Consider the following 15849-nt stretch of genomic DNA (forward strand, 5'->3'; position numbering starts at 1 on the left):
CAAGGAGTTGCAACAAGCGTGCCTGGGCTTTAACGCTAAGCCTCGGACACTTTTTCAGCCTCGCCGAGTTTGATTGGGTGCTTGATACCGCTTGCTGATGTGGCCAGGTGCTTAAGATCTCGTCGCGCTACCGCGAAATTCAGGGCTCTGGTTCATAAGAGTCTCTGCAAACCATCACTGAAACGTACTGAGCCACCGGCATCAGCAGCGCCTCGGGTAAACTCCCTGGAATATAGAAGAAGTGGAGTAAAGTAATGCAGAGATCCTGGTTTGGCCTCAATATAGCCCCATGCTACGACGGGTTTTACGACGTCAAGTTTGCAGATGGTACAGAGCGGCGCATTGAGTTCAGAGATGGCGTATGGATTCAACTGGGTTTCACGCACTGGAGCGGTCAAATGGTGCTGCTCCCAAAGGGTGAGTTCGACGGACTGCGAAAGCTACTTAGCAGCGCCTCGATAGCCGCGCGCCACAAGGAAGTCCGGGAGGCAGCGCTTCGGCTTGCTAGACACTATGTCGTGAAGAATCGAACTATACCGGCAGTGACGTGCTATCAAATCGCTTTTGCTCTTGGCGGTGAACTGGAGCCAGTGGACTTTGACCAACTGGCAAACAGATTCGCCAAACTTTCAGAGAAAGGGCGATCAAGAGTCGAAGAGCACTTGTCTAATCTCGCGATAGAAGGAATTGAGAGTTCTCGCAAGTGGTATCTTGGTATCGATTCCTGAATGCTTTTTTTGCTGGCCAAGGGCTTGAGATTAAAAGAACCGAGGCGATACGGTAGTCGTCCTTGTTAAATAAAATCTGGTTATAAGCACAGTATTTTTAGCGCAAAAAAGCCCGCTTGAAAGCGGGCTAGTATGGCGCATGTCACCAAGTTCGGTTTATGCCACCATTTCGTGATTTTGCGAAATCATCAAAATCTGCATAATTCTTGGGGTGACCGATGGGGCTCGAACCCACGACAACCGGAATCACAATCCGGGACTCTACCAACTGAGCTACGGTCACCACTGTTTCGAAACAGCGCAAAACATCAACTGAAAATTATAGCAGCTTTCGAAGGCTGATTGATGGCGCTGATCCAAGAAACGGAATTCTACCATGGAACTGATGGGATGGGGTCAGACCCGTAAGGGGTCTGACCCCAAGAATCACAGAGAGAGGTAAGACCCTTTTCGGGTCTGACCCCAAGAATCACACAGAGGGGTCAGACCCTCTTTGGGTCTGACCCCCCCCCCGGGCGGCAATCATAACGTCGCGATATTGAAGGTATCGCATTGCGCCGGGTCGCCTTCCTGGAAGCCGCGCTTGAACCACCGCACCCGCTGTGCGGAGCTGCCGTGGGTGAACGAGTCGGGCACGATGTAGCCCTGGGATTGCTGCTGCAGCTTGTCGTCGCCGATGGCGCTGGCGGCATTCAGGGCTTCTTCGATATCTCCGGCTTCGAGCGTATTGCGCTGGGCATCGGAGTGATGGGCCCAGACGCCCGCCAGGCAGTCCGCCTGAAGCTCGACGCGGACCGAGATCTGGTTCGACGCTGCGGCGTCGCCGCGTCGGCGCAGTTGCTCCGCCTGGTCGGTGATGCCGCGCAGATGCTGGACGTGATGGGCTACTTCGTGGGCGATCACGTAAGCCTGCGCGAAGTCTCCGGGGGAGTTCAGCTGTTGCGCCATTTGCCTGAAAAAGCTTAAATCCAGGTATACCTTGCTGTCGCCGGGGCAGTAGAAGGGACCCATGGCGGATTGCCCGGTTCCGCAGGCGGTGGGCGTCGCGCCGGAAAACAGCACGAGCTTGGGCTGCTGGTAGCTTCCCCAGCCCTTTTGGGAAAAGATCGCGGTCCAGGCGTCTTCGGTGTCGGCCAGCACTTTGGATACGAAGCGTGTCTCGGGCGTCGCTTCAGGCGTGGCGCCCGTTCCGTAGCTGCTTTCCTGGCCGGGCGGCTCCAGGGCGTTTTGCAGGACGATGCTCGGATCCACGCCGAAATAGATCGCGACCAGCGCCAGCACGATGGTTCCCAAACCGATCTTGCCCCGTCCGCCTATCGGCAGCCGTGCGCCTCGGCGGTCTTCAATGTTTTTGCTTTCGCGCGAGTTGTCGAGGCGCATTGGGTGGTTCCTTTTTTGCTGTGACGGCATGGCCTATCTAAACCAGGGGTCAGACCCCGTGCGGGGCCTGACCCCACCTCCGGCGTTTGCAGGCGCTGCAGCAATTTTATTGCCTGCGCGGGCGTTGGAACTTAAACTCACCCATCAAGAATGTTAGGATACGTTAAATGGCTCAATTCTTCGTCGTTCACCCCGAGAATCCCCAGCCCCGGCTCATGAAGCAGGCGGGGCAGTTGCTCGCCGATGGCGGGCTGGTCGCGGTCCCCACCGACTCCAGCTATGCGGTGGTGGCGCGCCTGGATGACAAGCCCGCCGCCGATGCCCTGCGCAGGCTGCGCGGACTGGACGAACGCCATCACCTTACGCTGCTATGCCGCGATCTGGGGGAAATCGGTCATTTCGCCAAGGTCGACAACCGGCAGTATCGTTTTCTGAAATTGGCGACGCCAGGCCCCTGGACCTTCATCCTCGAAGCCACGCGCGAAGTCCCGCGCCGGGTCTCGCATCCGTCGCGCAAGACCATAGGCATACGCGTGCCGGACCATCCCGTCACCAGGGCGCTCATCGAGTCCGCCGGGTCCCCGCTCATGTCCACGACGCTCATACCCGAGGGGGAGGAATATCCCCTGAACGAGGCGCAGGACATTTTCGACAGGTACGCCAACCAGCTCGCAGCCGTGATAGACGGCGGGGCATGCCCTCTCGAGCCCACCACGGTCATCGACCTCACCGGTTCGACCCCCGAGGTGATTCGCCGTGGCCAGGGCAATCTGGCCGCGCTGGGCCTGGACTGATACCGGCGCCACTGCGGAATTTCATGGAATCATTGATACAAACGATAACGGTTTATGCGCTGCCGGTGCTGTTCGGCATTACCTTGCATGAAGCCGCGCACGGCTATGTCGCGCGCATGTTCGGCGATCCCACCGCCTGGCAGGCTGGGCGCGTCAGCCTCAACCCCATACGCCATATCGATCCGATCGGCACCATCGTCGTTCCGCTGGTGCTGTTGTTCAGCACCAAGCTGTTGGGCGGCGGCGGTTTGCTGTTCGGCTGGGCCAAGCCTGTTCCAGTCGATTGGGGCAAGCTGCGCAAGCCCAAGCGCGACATGCTCTGGGTGGCGCTGGCCGGGCCGGCGTCCAACCTGGTCATGGGCATCATCTGGGCGGTGGCCTTGCGCCTGCTGGCTGAAACAGGGGCCGGCCATGGCGACTTCTGGGTGCAGATGGCCATTGCAGGCATACAGGTCAACCTGATCCTGATGGCGTTGAACCTGGTGCCCCTGCCGCCACTGGACGGGGGGCGGATCGTGTTCAGCCTGCTGCCCAGCAAGCTGGCCTGGCAGTATTCCCGAATCGAGCCCTACGGCTTGCTGATCGTGATCGTCCTGATGCTGACGGGGATCCTGTGGATACTGCTGGAACCCATGTTGGCTTTCGGCCAATTGATTATCGGCTGGTTCTTATGAGTTTGGACGCGAATCCGTTAAACTTCTGAGTTGGTTCCAGTTAAGGCAAGTTATTTGTTACGGCGCGTTCGAGGAGATCATTCCTATTATGGCAACAAACACGGATTCTGACATTCCTGTTTTTCAGGGAAGCATGGTGGCGCTGATCACGCCGATGCATCCTGACGGCAGTCTGGATTATGACTCCTATCGAAAACTGATTGACTGGCATGTCAGCGAAGGCACCGACGGGCTGGTGGTCGTGGGCACGTCGGGCGAGTCGCCCACTGTAGATGTGGACGAGCACGCCGAACTCATCAAGGTGGCCGTCGAGCATGCGGCCGGTCGTATTCCCGTCATCGCAGGGGTCGGCGGCAACTCCACCAACGAGGCCATCGATCTTTCGCGCCACGCGAAGGCGGTCGGCGCGCAAGCGGGCCTGTCGGTGGTTCCCTATTACAATAAACCCACGCAAGAAGGGCTTTACCAGCATTTCCGCACGATCGCCGAGGCGGTCGACCTGCCTTCCATTCTGTATAACGTTCCCGGCCGCACCGTGGCGGACATGTCCAACGAAACCGTGTTGCGCCTTGCGCAGGTGCCGGGCGTCATCGGCATCAAGGACGCCACGGGCGATATCGCGCGCGGCGCCTTGCTGGTGCGCGACGCGCCCACCGGTTTCCAGATATTCAGCGGCGACGATCCAACAGCGGCTGCACTCATGCTGCTGGGGGGCCGGGGCAATATCTCGGTCACGGCCAATGTGGCGCCAAAACTCATGCACGAGCTTTGCATGGCCGCCCTTGAAGGCAATGCACAAGCCACGCGCCAGCTCAATGCGCGCCTGGCAACGCTGAACAAGGTGCTGTTCGTGGAAGCCAACCCGATTCCCGTCAAGTGGGCCGCCGCAGAAATGGGCCTGACCGAACTGGGTTATCGCCTACCCTTAACGCCTTTGCACGAGCAGTATCATGCATTGGTACGTAATTCGTTGAAAGACGCAGGCTTGATCTAAATGATGACTACGCGTATGAACAAACGCTGTGCCGGCCTTACGGTTGGTCTCAGCATGCTTTTGCTATCCGGGTGTTCCGCCCTGAACCAGGCGCTTGGCACCGAAGAAGCGGTCAACTACAAGAGCACGGTGGCCGGCGATCCGCTCAGCATACCGCCCGATCTTACACAGGCCAACCGCGATGCGCGCTTCCGCGCACCGGAAGGCACCGCGACCTACAGCCAGTATGCGCAAAGCCAGCAGGCGCAACTGAATGCGGCCGATCGCAGCAGCGTGCTTCCGCAAACCCAGGGCATCTCGGTCATGCGCGACGGCGATATCCGCTGGCTGGTCGTTGACAAGCCGGCCGAAGAAGTCTATCCGCGCATCGTCGACTTCTGGAACGAGCAGGGCTTTACCCTCAAGTCGCAGGATCCCCGCGCCGGACTCATGGAAACCGATTGGGCGGAGAACCGCTCCAAGATCCCGGAAGGCTGGATACGCAGCGCTCTGGGCGCCATCCTGGACACGGTGTTCGACAGCGGCGAGCGCGAACGCTTCCGCACGCGTATCGAGCGCGTGAACGGCAAGACCGAGGTCTATGTGAGCCACCAGCAAATGGTGGAAACGGCCACGGAAGACGGCGCCAATTTAAAATGGGTGTACGGCAAGGAAGATCCGGGCCTGAATGCCGCCATGCTCGCGCGCATGGTCGTGTTCCTGGGAACCGATGTCCAGCGCGCCCAGGAAATGGTCGCGCAGGCCGAGCGTTCGGCCGATCAGGTGCAGGTCTCGCAGGCCGACGACGGCCAGGCGGCGATCACCCTGAACGAATCCTTTGACCGGGCATGGCGCCGCGTCGGGGTGGCGATCGATTCCGCCGGCTTTGCGGTCGAAGATCGCGACCGCTCTTCGGGCGACTACTTCATCCGTTATCTGGACAGCGACAGCGGCGAAAAAATCGAGCAGCCGAATTTCCTCAGCAGGATGTTCGGCGGCAAGAACACGGCGGCTGCGGCGCCACTGCGCATCCACGTCGCCCAGCAGGGTTCATCGTCGGTGGTCACCGTGCTCGACGAGAACGGCCAGGTGCAGAACACCGGCACCGCAAAACGCATCATCACGGTACTGCTGACTCATATGTCGGGCAGCTAAGGCCGCCGCCAGGGTCATGCGGCCCTGGCATCCCCGGCCGTGACGCTGGCGCCGAACCATTCCAGTTCCGGCGCCAGCGCACATACCTCTCCAATAAGCAACATGGACGGCGACTTGATGGCATGCCGGCGCGCGGCGTCGGCCAGCTCGTCCAGCTTGCCGTGAAGCACGCGCTGGTTCGCCCGGCTCCCGTTTTCCACGATGGCGAACGGCGTGTCCTTTGAGCGGCCATGCGCGATCAACTGTGAGCTCAGCGTTTCAAGCTGGCCGACGCCCATATAGAACGCCAGCGTCTGCTTTTCACGGGCGAGTGCGGGCCAATCGTCCACCATGGCGTCTTCCCGGCAGTGTGCGGTAATCAGACGTACTGACTGAGCATGTTCCCGATGCGTCAGCGGTATCCCGGCATACGCGGCACAGGCCAGCGCAGCGGTGATGCCGGGCACGACCTCGTAAGGTATGCCTTGCTTCTTCAGGAACTCCAGTTCTTCTCCCCCACGGCCGAAAACGAACGCATCTCCCCCCTTCAACCGGACCACGCGCCGGCCCGCATTGGCATGGTGCCGCATGAGCTCATGAATGCGGTTCTGCGTGGCGTCGTGGTTTTCGCCGGGAAGCTTTCCAACTGGAATCCGCTCTGCGTCGCGGCGCGCGAGTTCCAGCACTTCCGCGCTGACGAGCCTGTCGTGCAGGATGATGTCGGCTTCGTTCAGCGCCCGCAAGGCATTCAGCGTCAGGAGCCCGGGATCTCCCGGCCCGGCACCGACCAGCACGACACTACCCTGTGCTGGCGTTTGGGGTGTCTGTAGCGCGCTTTCCAGCAGGGCGCGCGCGGTCTCGGGCTGGCGGGCGCGCAACGCGGCAGCGACCGGGCCGTCGAGCAACCAGTCATAGAATTCACGCCGGCGGCGCAAATCGGGCCGGGCCTGGCGTATTGCGGGCCGATAGCGCGCGGCCAAATCCGCCAGTGTTCCGAGCGTATGGTCGAACAGGCTTTCGATTCTCTCGCGCAACCGCCGCGCCAGGACAGGCGCGCTGCCCGCGGACGATATCGCGATGGTCAGCGGCGACCGGTCGACGATGGACGGCACCTGGAAGGTAGAAAGCTCGGGGTCATCGACGACATTGATCAGCAGCTTGCGCTCGTTGGCGTGGCCGGCGACAAGCCTGTTCAGGTCCCGGTCGTCGGTCGCGGCAACGACGAGCCAAGCTCCTTCCAGCCAGCCGGGTTCGAAGGGCTCCAGGCGCAGCGTTATCCCGCCCTCCCGGCTCAGCTGAAGCAGGCCCGGAGTCGCCTCGGGGGCACCCGCCACGACCTGGGCGCCGGCGGACAACAGGCTGAGTATCTTGCGTTCCGCGACGGCGCCGGCGCCGACCACCACGACGCGCCGGCCTTGCAGGTCGGCGAAGATGGGAAATAGTTTCATGGATGACGTAGCGTTGACAGGCCCTAGACCACAGGATCCAGGACGATGGGAATCAGCTTTTGCGTGGGGGCGGGAATCGCCCCGGTGCGCACGAGGAAATCGCCGAACTTCTCGTCGCCATCGTGCCCCTTCGCATAGGCGGCGAAGAGCTCGTCCAGAGCGCTGAGTATCTCGGGCTCGGGGATGTTCTCGCGATAGAGGGTATTCAGGCGCTCGCCGGTGAAGTTCGCGCCCAGCCGCAGATCATAGCGGCCCAGCGCGCGGCCCACCAACGCGATCTCGCCCAGATAGGGCCGCGAACAGCCGTTGGGGCATCCGGAGAGCCTGAGCAGAATGGGCGCATCCAGCAGGCCGTGCTTGTCGAGCAGGGCTTCGAGCTTGGGCAGGAGCACCGGCGCATAGCGCTCGCTTTCGGCCATGGCCAGCCCGCATGTGGGCAGGGCGACGCAGGCGATGCTGTAGCGTCGGATACCGCTATGCCGCTTGTAGCCGTCCAGTCCGTACTGCGCCACGAGCGCATCGATGCGCGCGCGGTCCTTCTGCTTCACATTGGAGATGACCAGGTTCTGATTGCAGGTCATGCGGAACTCGCCCGTGAGGATCTTCGCGATCTCGCGCACGCCGGTCTGCAGCTGCCCGTCGTCCGTGTCCCATAGGCGGCCCGAATCGATATACAAGCCCAGGTGCCAGAGGCCATCTTCGCCTTTGCTCCAGCCATAGCGATCGCCGTTCTGATCGAAGCGGTAGGGGCGCGCTGCCTGGAGCGTAATGCCGGTCCTGGCTTCCAGCTGCTGCTTGAACCATTCCAGGCCGTTGTGATCGATGGTGTACTTGAGGCGGGCATGCTTGCGCTCGCTACGGTTGCCGTGATCCCGCTGCAGCGTCACGACGCCTTCCGCAACGGCGATCAATTGCTCGGGCGGTACGAACCCGATGACGCTGCCCAGCCGTGGATAGGTGCTGTCGTCGCCATGCGAGGCGCCCATGCCGCCGCCTATGGCCACGTTGAAGCCCTGCAGCGCACCGTCTTCGATGATGGCGATGAGGCCCAGGTCCTGCGCAAAGACGTCGCTGTCGTTCCACGGCGGGATCGCGATGCCCATCTTGAACTTGCGCGGCAGATAGGTATCGCCGTAGATCGGCTCTTCTTCAGGCTCGTCGGTAAGGCGTTCGCCGTCCAGCCAGATCTCGTGATAGGCGCGGGTGCGTGGGATGAAATGGTCGGACAGCTTGTTGGCCCACTCCTGGACCAGGCGGTGCTGGCTGGACAAATGAGGATTGACCGAGCTGACGACTTGCCGGTTGACGTCTCCACAGGCCGCAATGGTGGTGGCCATTGCGTGGTGGATCGCCTGCATGGTGGGCTTGAGGTCGCGCTTGACGACGCCATGCCATTGGAAGGTCTGGCGCGTGGTGATGCGCAAGCCGCGGGTCGAGTATTTTCGGGCGATGTCGTCGAAGGCAAGCCATTGCGCCGGCGTGACCACGCCTCCCGGCAACCGGGCGCGGATCATGAAAGAAAAGGCCGGTTCCAGCTTCTGCCGCCGGCGCTCATCGCGAATGTCGCGGTCGTCCTGCTGGTAGCTGCCGTGGAACTTCAACAGCTTGTTGTCATCGTCGCTGATCGCGCCGGTGACCGGGTCGGCCAGCCCATCGAGTATGGTGCCGCGCAGATGCCGGCTGTTTGCCTTGATGGTTTCGAGTTCGGAAGGTTGCGTGCTCATGGAGATCCTGTTCAATATACGTCTCGGGCGTAGCGCCCTTGGGCGGCCAGCGCGTCGAGCCATGCCTTTGCCTGTGACGGATCCATGCCGCCTTCCTGCTGGGCGATGTCAAGCAGCGCCTGGTGGACGTCTCGCGCCATGCGGTTCGCGTCGCCGCATACATAAACGTGGGCGCCACCTTGTATCCAGGCGAAGAGTTCAACCGCACGCGCTTTCAATTTGTCCTGCACGTAGACTTTTTCCGCCTGGTCGCGCGAGAAAGCGAGATCCAGCCGATGCAGTTCGCCGTTCTTCAAGGCTTGCTGCCATTCGGTCTGGTACAGAAAGTCCGAAGCGAAATGCGGATTGCCGAAGAAGAGCCAGTTGCGTCCCGTGGCATTCGAGGTGCTGCGTTCCTGGACGAAGGCGCGGAAGGGCGCGATGCCGGTGCCCGGACCGATCATGATGATGTCGCGCCCATCGTCCGACGGCAGGCGGAAACGCGTGTTTTCCTCGACGAAGATATCGACCCGCTCGCCTTCCTTCAGGTTGCTCAGGAAGTTCGACGCGGCGCCCCAGCGCGCCCCGCTTTCCGTGTCGTACGCGACGTTGGCGAGTGTCAGGTGCACCTCTTCGTCGACGACGGCCTGGCTGGAGGCGATCGAATACATGCGCGGGCTGAGCGGGCGCAGCGCGCCCACCAGCTCGCTTGCGGTCCATGGCGCGGGGTGGGCTTCGAGGATATCGATCAACTGCTGGGTCTCGAGCAGTCGCTTGAGGGACTCGTGGGCGTCGGGCTGTAGCAGCGCTTGCAGTTCGCCATTGCCTGTACGCTCTGCGAGTGCGCTCAGGAAAGGCCGTGTCAGGACGGTGAGTTCCCGGTGACGCGACAGCCATTCGCGCAGCGGACGGCTCACTTGCTTGATCTCGACGGCTTCATCCGCATCCAGTCCCAGCAAGGACACGACGCGATCGACCAGGTCCGGCGCCTGCACCGGCCACACGCCCAGCGCGTCTCCGGGTTTGTAGCGCAAATGGCTGCCTTCCAGCGAAAGCTCCAGGTGGCGTACATCCTTGCCGCTGTCTCTACCCGTAATCGGCTGGTTCAGGATGAGCTCGGCCGAAAACGGATGCTCGCGCGTCACCTTGCCTGCCTTCGGATGCAGAGGCGTTATGCTGGCGCCGGCGGCGGCCGGCTTTTTCAATGCGTCCCTGGCCTGCTGGACTGCTTGTTCCTGCCACGGGACGGCAACGGTTTCGATGTCGAGATCGGCGGTGCCCGTATCCTGTAGCCGGCGGGCGCCCAGTTCCGCCAACCGGGCGTCGATACTTTGCGCTATGCCGCAGAACAAGGGGTAGCTCGAGTCGCCCAGGCCCAGCACGGCGTACTGGAGATGCGGCAGTTTCGGCGCCCTGCGGCTGTTCAGGAACTCGACGAAGGACAGGGAGTCGTCGGGCGCCTCGCCTTCGCCCTGGGTGCTGATCACGATGTAGAGCAGTTGTTCGTCTTTGAGCTCGCGGGTGGTGTAGCTGTCGGCGCGGACGATGCGGTAATCGAGCCCTGATGCCGCAACTTGCTCGGCGAGGGATTCGGCGACGCGTTTTGCGTTGCCGGTCTGGCTGCCGTAAAGAATGGTCAGGCGCTTTGCCGTTCCAGCTTCCACCGCGGCGGGCACGGCGGCAGGAACGGCTCGCGGCAATTGCCTGCCCTGCGCGATGCCGGCAAAGTAGCCGGAAAGCCAGGTCAGGGCGGTGGGCTCCAGGCTGTCCGCCAGCTCGGTGATGAGATTATGCTTGGATTCGGGTAGGTAAGTGGGGGCCAGCATAGCGCGCTCACAGAATGAAATCAGCTTTTCATTCTATGGACGCCGCCGGCCTACGTGAACGATTACCTGCTTATGACTATATAGCTTATTAGCTTATTCAATCACGGCACGTAATGCAGCCATCCGTCCTCCAGGCCTTCGGTCAGCAAGGCGAGTGCTCCCGCTTCGAGCTCTTCGCCAATGGCGGGGGAGCAATCCAGCCGCCGCTGGTCCGCAAGCCGGCAAAGAAGCGGGCCGGCCTTCACCGGCGCTACTTCCCCGTTGACGAACAAGTTCCCGCCCCAATACATCATTCTTGTGCAGCGATCCAGCACCAACTGTCCTGTTTGCGGGATTTCCAGCGTTAGGTCGATCTCGTCGCTGGTGGGATCAAAATAAGCGTTCTCGGGCAGATCGGTCAGCCATTGGCCCAGGAAGCGCGCGGCGAGCGCTTCGTCGAATTGCAGCTTGCGGACCGCATCGAGGGCCGCATCGATAAGGCCGTTGGGAAGGGCGGCCGGCGTTTCGGTGGCGGACGCGCCCGGGTCCTTGTAAGTGTCGGACAGCACCGGACCGGGCAGGACCGGTGTTGCGTAGAAACCGCCGATATCGCCTAAGTTGGCCATGATCTGATCGTTGGCGGCTTCCAGCATGCCGCAGGCGAGGGTGGCTTGCGTCGGCGCGCGAAAGCCGATGGAAATCGTCATGCAATCGCCCTCGGCGACGCCGTCATGGGCGGCATGGGGAGGCAGATAGAGCATGTCGCCCGGCTCCAGGACGTATTCCTCTTCGGGCTGAAAGTTCTGGAGAATCTTGAGCGGCAGCCCGGGAATCAAGGAAAGGTCCTTTTGCTGGCTGATGCGCCAGCGCCGTTTTCCGTACGCCTGCAGCAGGAAGACGTCGTAGCTGTCGAAGTGAGGGCCGACACCGCCGCCGTCGCTTGCGATGCTGATCATGGCGTCATCCAGACGCGCGTCCGATATGAAGCGGAACTGCCGCAAGAGTTCGGCCGTGGCATCATCGTGCAAATCGACGCTCTGGGCCAGCGCCGTCCAATTGGCCTGTTTTTGAGGCGGAAGCTTCGAAAGAGGCCCCGTCTTCATGTTCCAGCCCTTTGCATCGCGCCAGATCAGGCGCGATTCGACTTCCTCGCGCTTGACGAGCTGCCGTATGTCCGTAATGGACAGGGACGGCTTGAACCCTGGTATGGCCTGGCGTATCAACAGGGGCTTGCGCTGCCAATGCTGGCGCATGAATTCCCTGGGACTCAAACCACCCAGCAGGGGCAGGGCTTGATCGATGTTCATCATAGATATTCGTTTCGTAAGCGGTAAAGAGTGTCCAGTGCCTCACGCGGAGTGAGCTGATCGGGATCTATGGATTCCAGCACTTCCAGAACCGCGGAGGAGACGGACGGATTGGAAGCGGCGGGCAGCAGCGCATCGTCTGCGCCTTCGTCCGGGTCGGCGTTGGAAAAGAGATCGAGTTGCGGCGTGGGCGCGCCCTGGGCTTCAAGCCGGGCGAGTTCCCGGCTGGCATGGCGGATGACGGCCGCGGGAACGCCCGCCCGCTGTGCCACCTGGATGCCGTAGCTGCGGCTGGCCGGGCCCGGCTGCACTTGATGAAGGAAGACGATGCCGGAAGAGGATTCGGCGGCGGCCAGATGCACGTTGGCAGCGGTGGGCGCCTCTGTTGGCAGCCGCGTGATCTCGAAGTAGTGGGTGGCGAACAGCGTAAGCGCCTGATTGTGCGTAAGCAGCCGATGCGCGATCGCCCACGCCAGCGCAAGTCCGTCGTACGTAGAGGTGCCGCGTCCTATTTCGTCCATGAGCACCAGGCTTTGCGGCGTGGCGGCCGCCAGGATGGCCGAGGCCTCGGTCATCTCCATCATGAAGGTGGAGCGCCCGCCCGCCAGATCGTCAGCCGCGCCGATACGCGTGAAGATGCGATCGATCTGGCCGATGCGCGCCGACCGGGCGGGAACGAAGCTGCCGATTCGGGCGAGCAGCGCAATCAGCGCCACCTGACGCATGTAGGTGGACTTGCCGCCCATGTTCGGACCGGTGATGAGCAGCATCCGCCGCTGCGGGCTGAGTTCGCAGTCGTTCGGCGTGAACTGCTCGATGCTGCGCTCGACCACGGGATGCCGGCCTGCTTCGATGAACAGTTCGCTGCCTTTGACAAGCGCGGGCGCATTCCAGTCATTGTTCCGCGCGTGATCGGCAAGCGCGGCCAATACGTCGATTTCGGCCAATGCCCCTGCGCAGCGCGACAAGGCTTGCGCATGCGCCGACATCTCTTCCAGCAGCGCATCGAACAGCCATTTCTCGCGGCTCAGGCTGCGGTCCTTGGCCGACAGCACTTTGTCTTCCCAGGCCTTCAGCTCGGGCGTGATGTAGCGTTCCGCATTCTTCAGGGTCTGGCGGCGGCGATAGTCCGCAGGCACCTTGTCCGCCTGGCCGCGGGTGACCTCGATGAAGAAACCGTGCACGCGATTGAACTCGACGCGCAGGTTCGGAATTCCGGTGCGTTCCCGTTCGCGCGCCTCGAGCTGGATCAGGAACTCGCCGCTGTCGCTGGCCAGTCGCCGGAGTTCGTCGAGCTCTTCGTCGTAGCCGGCGGCGATCACGCCGCCTTCGCGGACGAGTTGCGCGGGTTCGGGGTCGATGGCGCGGTGAAGCAGGGCAGCGATGTCCTGATCGATGCGGATGTCCTGTGCGAAAACGGCGAGCCGGGCTTGAGGCGCGAACGACTGCTCGATATGCCGCGCAATGTCTGGCAGCAACGCCAGCGCTTCGCGCAGGCTGGCCAGTTCCCGGGGGCGGACCGAACGCAGCGAAATGCGGGTCGCGATGCGCTCAAGGTCGGGATAGCGTTCGAGCAGCTTGCGCAACTCGTCGAGCGGGTCGCGGGCGCTCAGGCCATGCTCGTTCGGCGGGGCCGAGAGCAGGGCGGCGATGACTTGCTGCCGCGAAAGCGCCGGCGCATCGTCGCGTAGCGGATGATGCAGCCAGCGACGCAAAAGCCGGCTGCCCATGGGGGTGGCGCAGTGGTCCAGGATGGAGAACAGCGTGGGACTGTCCTCGCCGCTGATGGTTTCCGTAAGCTCGAGGTTCTTGCGGGTAACCGGGTCCAGCACCAAATACTCGCCGGATTGATCGACTTGTATGGTCTGGATGTGGGAAAGCGATTGCGTCTGCGTCCGGCTGACATAGCGCAATAGCGCCCCCGCCGCGCATACCGCGGCCGGCAGGCCGTCCATGCCGAAGCTGGCCAGCGAATCCACCGCGAAATGCCGATGCAGGACATCGCGCGCGCCGTCGATTTCGAAATGCCAGTCGGGCAGGGCGCTGATCGCGATGCCGGGCAAGGCGTCGAGCCGAACGCTTTCAGCGCAGAGCAGTTCGGCCGGATTGATACGGTGCAATTCCGTGTGCAGCATGCCGGGTGCGCACTCGCAAACCCTGAAGTCGCCGTTGGCCAGGTTCATCCAGGCGATGGCGCTGCGCTCGCTACGCTGTATGCGCTGCGACCAGACCGCGGCAATCATGCGGTCGGCCTTGGCGGGCAGCAAGGCTTCGTCGGTAAGGGTACCCGGGGTGACGATGCGGACGATCTTGCGCTCCACCGGCCCCTTGCTCGCGGCCGGATCCCCTACTTGCTCGCAAATGGCCACTGATTCGCCCAAGGCCACCAAGCGTGCAAGATAACCTTCCATGGCATGAAAAGGTACGCCCGCCATGGGAATCGGCGCACCGTTCGAGGCCCCGCGTTTGGTCAAGGTGAGATTCAGCAGACGGGCTCCACGCTCCGCGTCTTCATAGAACATTTCATAGAAGTCGCCCATGCGGTAGAACAGCAGATGCGATCCGGCCTCCGCCTTCAGGCGAAGATATTGCTGCATCATGGGGGTATGCGATGTTAAGTCTAATTTATCCATTAAAATCAATTACTTATAAAATTTTCACACGCATCTTGGTGTAATTTTGGTGTAATTCTAGACATGTTCTTCATGCCCTCCCAGATGCGCTCCAGCTCCCTGGACGACTCCGTATCTATCCATCGACCATACACCGTGACAAGCATGGAGTAGTCTTTGTGGCCCATCTGGTTAGCGATGAACGCCAGATTTCCGCGGGCCGTAAGGTTCCAGCACGCAAAGGTATGTCGAGTCTGATAGGGTGGGCGCGCACGGATGCCTGCGCGGCGGATTAGGTTTGACCATTTCGTGTTCCAAGCGCTAGGAACGAAGTAGTCATTAACGACCGATCGGCGGGCCTGCGTCTTTGGGGTCAGCAGTACCCGGATGAGATCGGTTCGGAACTCATGGCGATTGAGTGCAACAGTCACTTCGGCGGCAGGACGAACTTCGGCGTCCGCCACTAATACCTTCAGCGCGTCTCTGGCAGGCGGTTGCAACAGAACGGTTCTTTCTTTCCTCGTTTTGGGAACCTTGAAGGTGACAGATGCCGTGATCGAACGTCTCACCTTGATATGGCTGTAGTCTTCGGCCACGTCCTCAACAGCAAGCGCGAGTAGTTCGCCTGGTCGCAATCCTGTGTACACAGCAAGCGTGACGGCAGCTTTATCGATAGGATGAAGGCAACCTTTTTCGGTTATCGCGAGGAATTCATCATAGGTCAGCGGGTCAGGTTCTTTTATGCTCTTCGTGAAGCGGACGCAGTGTTTTCCCAGCTCTCCGCAATACCCGTTGTTCTCACACCAATAGAGAAATCCGGAAAAAGTGGCGAGATAGTGGTTGACTGTTGATACCGCACGGGTGGAAATCAGATCCACCCGAAGTTTCTGAATGTCCTCAGGCAAAAGCGCACTCGCCATTCGATTCCGACCCACCGTGTCTACACAAACGTCGAGCGCTGTTTCATAGCGCGACTGCGTTTCGGGGGTGATGTCTACTGCCTTCAAGGGTTTGTAACGTTCACACAGGTCACCCAGACGATTGCTTGTGCTGATCCCCGTCGCGGAACGCGAATGGGGGAAGAATTCCGACTCATTGTAGGTGCCGTTACGCAAAGCGAACAATGCGGCGCTTCTGAGCTGAACTGCGTGTTTGACGTTGCTGCGTGTCGGTTCGAGACGCAAAGTATGTGTATGCCGCGTGCGTTTGTACATGAAGAAGACGCGGATTGAGTTTCCGCGCTTCTCTACACCAGGAAAGCCAGTATTGGTCGTGGCTGCTCGCGTCATTG

General features: G+C 61.3%; 12 protein-coding genes and 1 tRNA gene. 5 read left to right on the forward strand and 8 right to left on the reverse strand.

All coding sequences use genetic code 11. From position 1 onward, the window contains the following. Window positions 1-254: 254 nt before the first annotated feature. Complete coding sequence (locus ACSBPU_RS06135) at window positions 255-728, forward strand: hypothetical protein (RefSeq protein ID WP_442596504.1); 474 nt, start codon at window positions 255-257, stop codon at window positions 726-728. 207 nt (window positions 729-935) lie between these two features. Here ACSBPU_RS06135 and ACSBPU_RS06140 read toward each other — a convergent pair. Both ACSBPU_RS06140 and ypfJ read right to left on the reverse strand, forming a co-directional pair. Then, window positions 936-1011: transfer RNA gene (locus ACSBPU_RS06140), tRNA-His, on the reverse strand. 239 nt (window positions 1012-1250) lie between these two features. Next, on the reverse strand, window positions 1251-2108 hold the full coding sequence (gene ypfJ, locus ACSBPU_RS06145; RefSeq protein ID WP_442596506.1) for a KPN_02809 family neutral zinc metallopeptidase: 858 nt from the start codon (window positions 2106-2108) through the stop codon (window positions 1251-1253). Window positions 2109-2275: 167 nt separating this feature from the next. Here ypfJ and ACSBPU_RS06150 point away from each other — a divergent pair, with 167 nt between their 5' ends. The 4 genes from ACSBPU_RS06150 (at window position 2276) to bamC (ending at window position 5704) form a co-directional block, all read left to right on the forward strand. Next, window positions 2276-2902, forward strand: coding sequence for an L-threonylcarbamoyladenylate synthase (locus ACSBPU_RS06150; RefSeq protein ID WP_180067729.1), 627 nt, complete (start codon window positions 2276-2278; stop codon window positions 2900-2902). 23 nt (window positions 2903-2925) lie between these two features. Further along, window positions 2926-3576, forward strand: a complete 651-nt coding sequence (locus ACSBPU_RS06155; protein ID WP_442596508.1) for a site-2 protease family protein — start codon at window positions 2926-2928, stop codon at window positions 3574-3576. Window positions 3577-3664: 88 nt separating this feature from the next. Next, complete coding sequence (gene dapA / locus ACSBPU_RS06160; RefSeq protein WP_442596510.1) at window positions 3665-4570, forward strand: 4-hydroxy-tetrahydrodipicolinate synthase; 906 nt, start codon at window positions 3665-3667, stop codon at window positions 4568-4570. Window positions 4571-4585: 15 nt separating this feature from the next. After that, window positions 4586-5704, forward strand: coding sequence for an outer membrane protein assembly factor BamC (gene bamC / locus ACSBPU_RS06165; protein WP_180067732.1), 1119 nt, complete (start codon window positions 4586-4588; stop codon window positions 5702-5704). 14 nt (window positions 5705-5718) lie between these two features. On the opposite strand, the gene cysG is transcribed toward bamC, so the two are convergent. From cysG to ACSBPU_RS06195, 6 genes are all read right to left on the reverse strand, one after another. Next, window positions 5719-7131: a siroheme synthase CysG gene (cysG, locus tag ACSBPU_RS06170; RefSeq protein WP_442596513.1), complete on the reverse strand. Its 1413-nt coding sequence runs from the start codon at window positions 7129-7131 to the stop codon at window positions 5719-5721. A 23-nt stretch (window positions 7132-7154) separates the two neighbouring features. Next, on the reverse strand, window positions 7155-8855 hold the full coding sequence (gene cysI / locus ACSBPU_RS06175) for an assimilatory sulfite reductase (NADPH) hemoprotein subunit (RefSeq protein WP_442596514.1): 1701 nt from the start codon (window positions 8853-8855) through the stop codon (window positions 7155-7157). 11 nt (window positions 8856-8866) lie between these two features. After that, complete coding sequence (locus ACSBPU_RS06180; RefSeq protein ID WP_442596515.1) at window positions 8867-10660, reverse strand: assimilatory sulfite reductase (NADPH) flavoprotein subunit; 1794 nt, start codon at window positions 10658-10660, stop codon at window positions 8867-8869. 101 nt (window positions 10661-10761) lie between these two features. Beyond that, entirely contained in the window at window positions 10762-11946 is a 1185-nt protein-coding gene (locus ACSBPU_RS06185) for a JmjC domain-containing protein (protein WP_442598255.1), read from the reverse strand. After that, window positions 11946-14579 (reverse strand): DNA mismatch repair protein MutS, encoded by a 2634-nt coding sequence (mutS, locus tag ACSBPU_RS06190; RefSeq protein ID WP_442596517.1) that lies wholly within the window; start codon window positions 14577-14579, stop codon window positions 11946-11948. Before mutS ends, ACSBPU_RS06185 begins: the two co-directional genes overlap by 1 nt. 5 nt (window positions 14580-14584) lie before the next feature. Beyond that, window positions 14585-15847 (reverse strand): tyrosine-type recombinase/integrase, encoded by a 1263-nt coding sequence (locus ACSBPU_RS06195; protein WP_051316443.1) that lies wholly within the window; start codon window positions 15845-15847, stop codon window positions 14585-14587. Window positions 15848-15849 lie beyond the last annotated feature (2 nt).

Origin of the sequence: Parapusillimonas sp. JC17, assembly GCF_052180245.1 — a bacterium.
GTDB lineage: Bacteria > Pseudomonadota > Gammaproteobacteria > Burkholderiales > Burkholderiaceae_B > Parapusillimonas.

Coding starts and splice junctions, on each gene's coding strand:
- ACSBPU_RS06135 (WP_442596504.1), top strand. CDS start 255: ATGCAGAGATCCTGGTTTGGCCTCAATATAGCCCCATGCTACGACGGG.
- ypfJ (WP_442596506.1), bottom strand. CDS start 2,108: ATGCGCCTCGACAACTCGCGCGAAAGCAAAAACATTGAAGACCGCCGA.
- ACSBPU_RS06150 (WP_180067729.1), top strand. CDS start 2,276: ATGGCTCAATTCTTCGTCGTTCACCCCGAGAATCCCCAGCCCCGGCTC.
- ACSBPU_RS06155 (WP_442596508.1), top strand. CDS start 2,926: ATGGAATCATTGATACAAACGATAACGGTTTATGCGCTGCCGGTGCTG.
- dapA (WP_442596510.1), top strand. CDS start 3,665: ATGGCAACAAACACGGATTCTGACATTCCTGTTTTTCAGGGAAGCATG.
- bamC (WP_180067732.1), top strand. CDS start 4,586: ATGAACAAACGCTGTGCCGGCCTTACGGTTGGTCTCAGCATGCTTTTG.
- cysG (WP_442596513.1), bottom strand. CDS start 7,131: ATGAAACTATTTCCCATCTTCGCCGACCTGCAAGGCCGGCGCGTCGTG.
- cysI (WP_442596514.1), bottom strand. CDS start 8,855: ATGAGCACGCAACCTTCCGAACTCGAAACCATCAAGGCAAACAGCCGG.
- ACSBPU_RS06180 (WP_442596515.1), bottom strand. CDS start 10,660: ATGCTGGCCCCCACTTACCTACCCGAATCCAAGCATAATCTCATCACC.
- ACSBPU_RS06185 (WP_442598255.1), bottom strand. CDS start 11,946: ATGAACATCGATCAAGCCCTGCCCCTGCTGGGTGGTTTGAGTCCCAGG.
- mutS (WP_442596517.1), bottom strand. CDS start 14,579: ATGGATAAATTAGACTTAACATCGCATACCCCCATGATGCAGCAATAT.
- ACSBPU_RS06195 (WP_051316443.1), bottom strand. CDS start 15,847: ATGACGCGAGCAGCCACGACCAATACTGGCTTTCCTGGTGTAGAGAAG.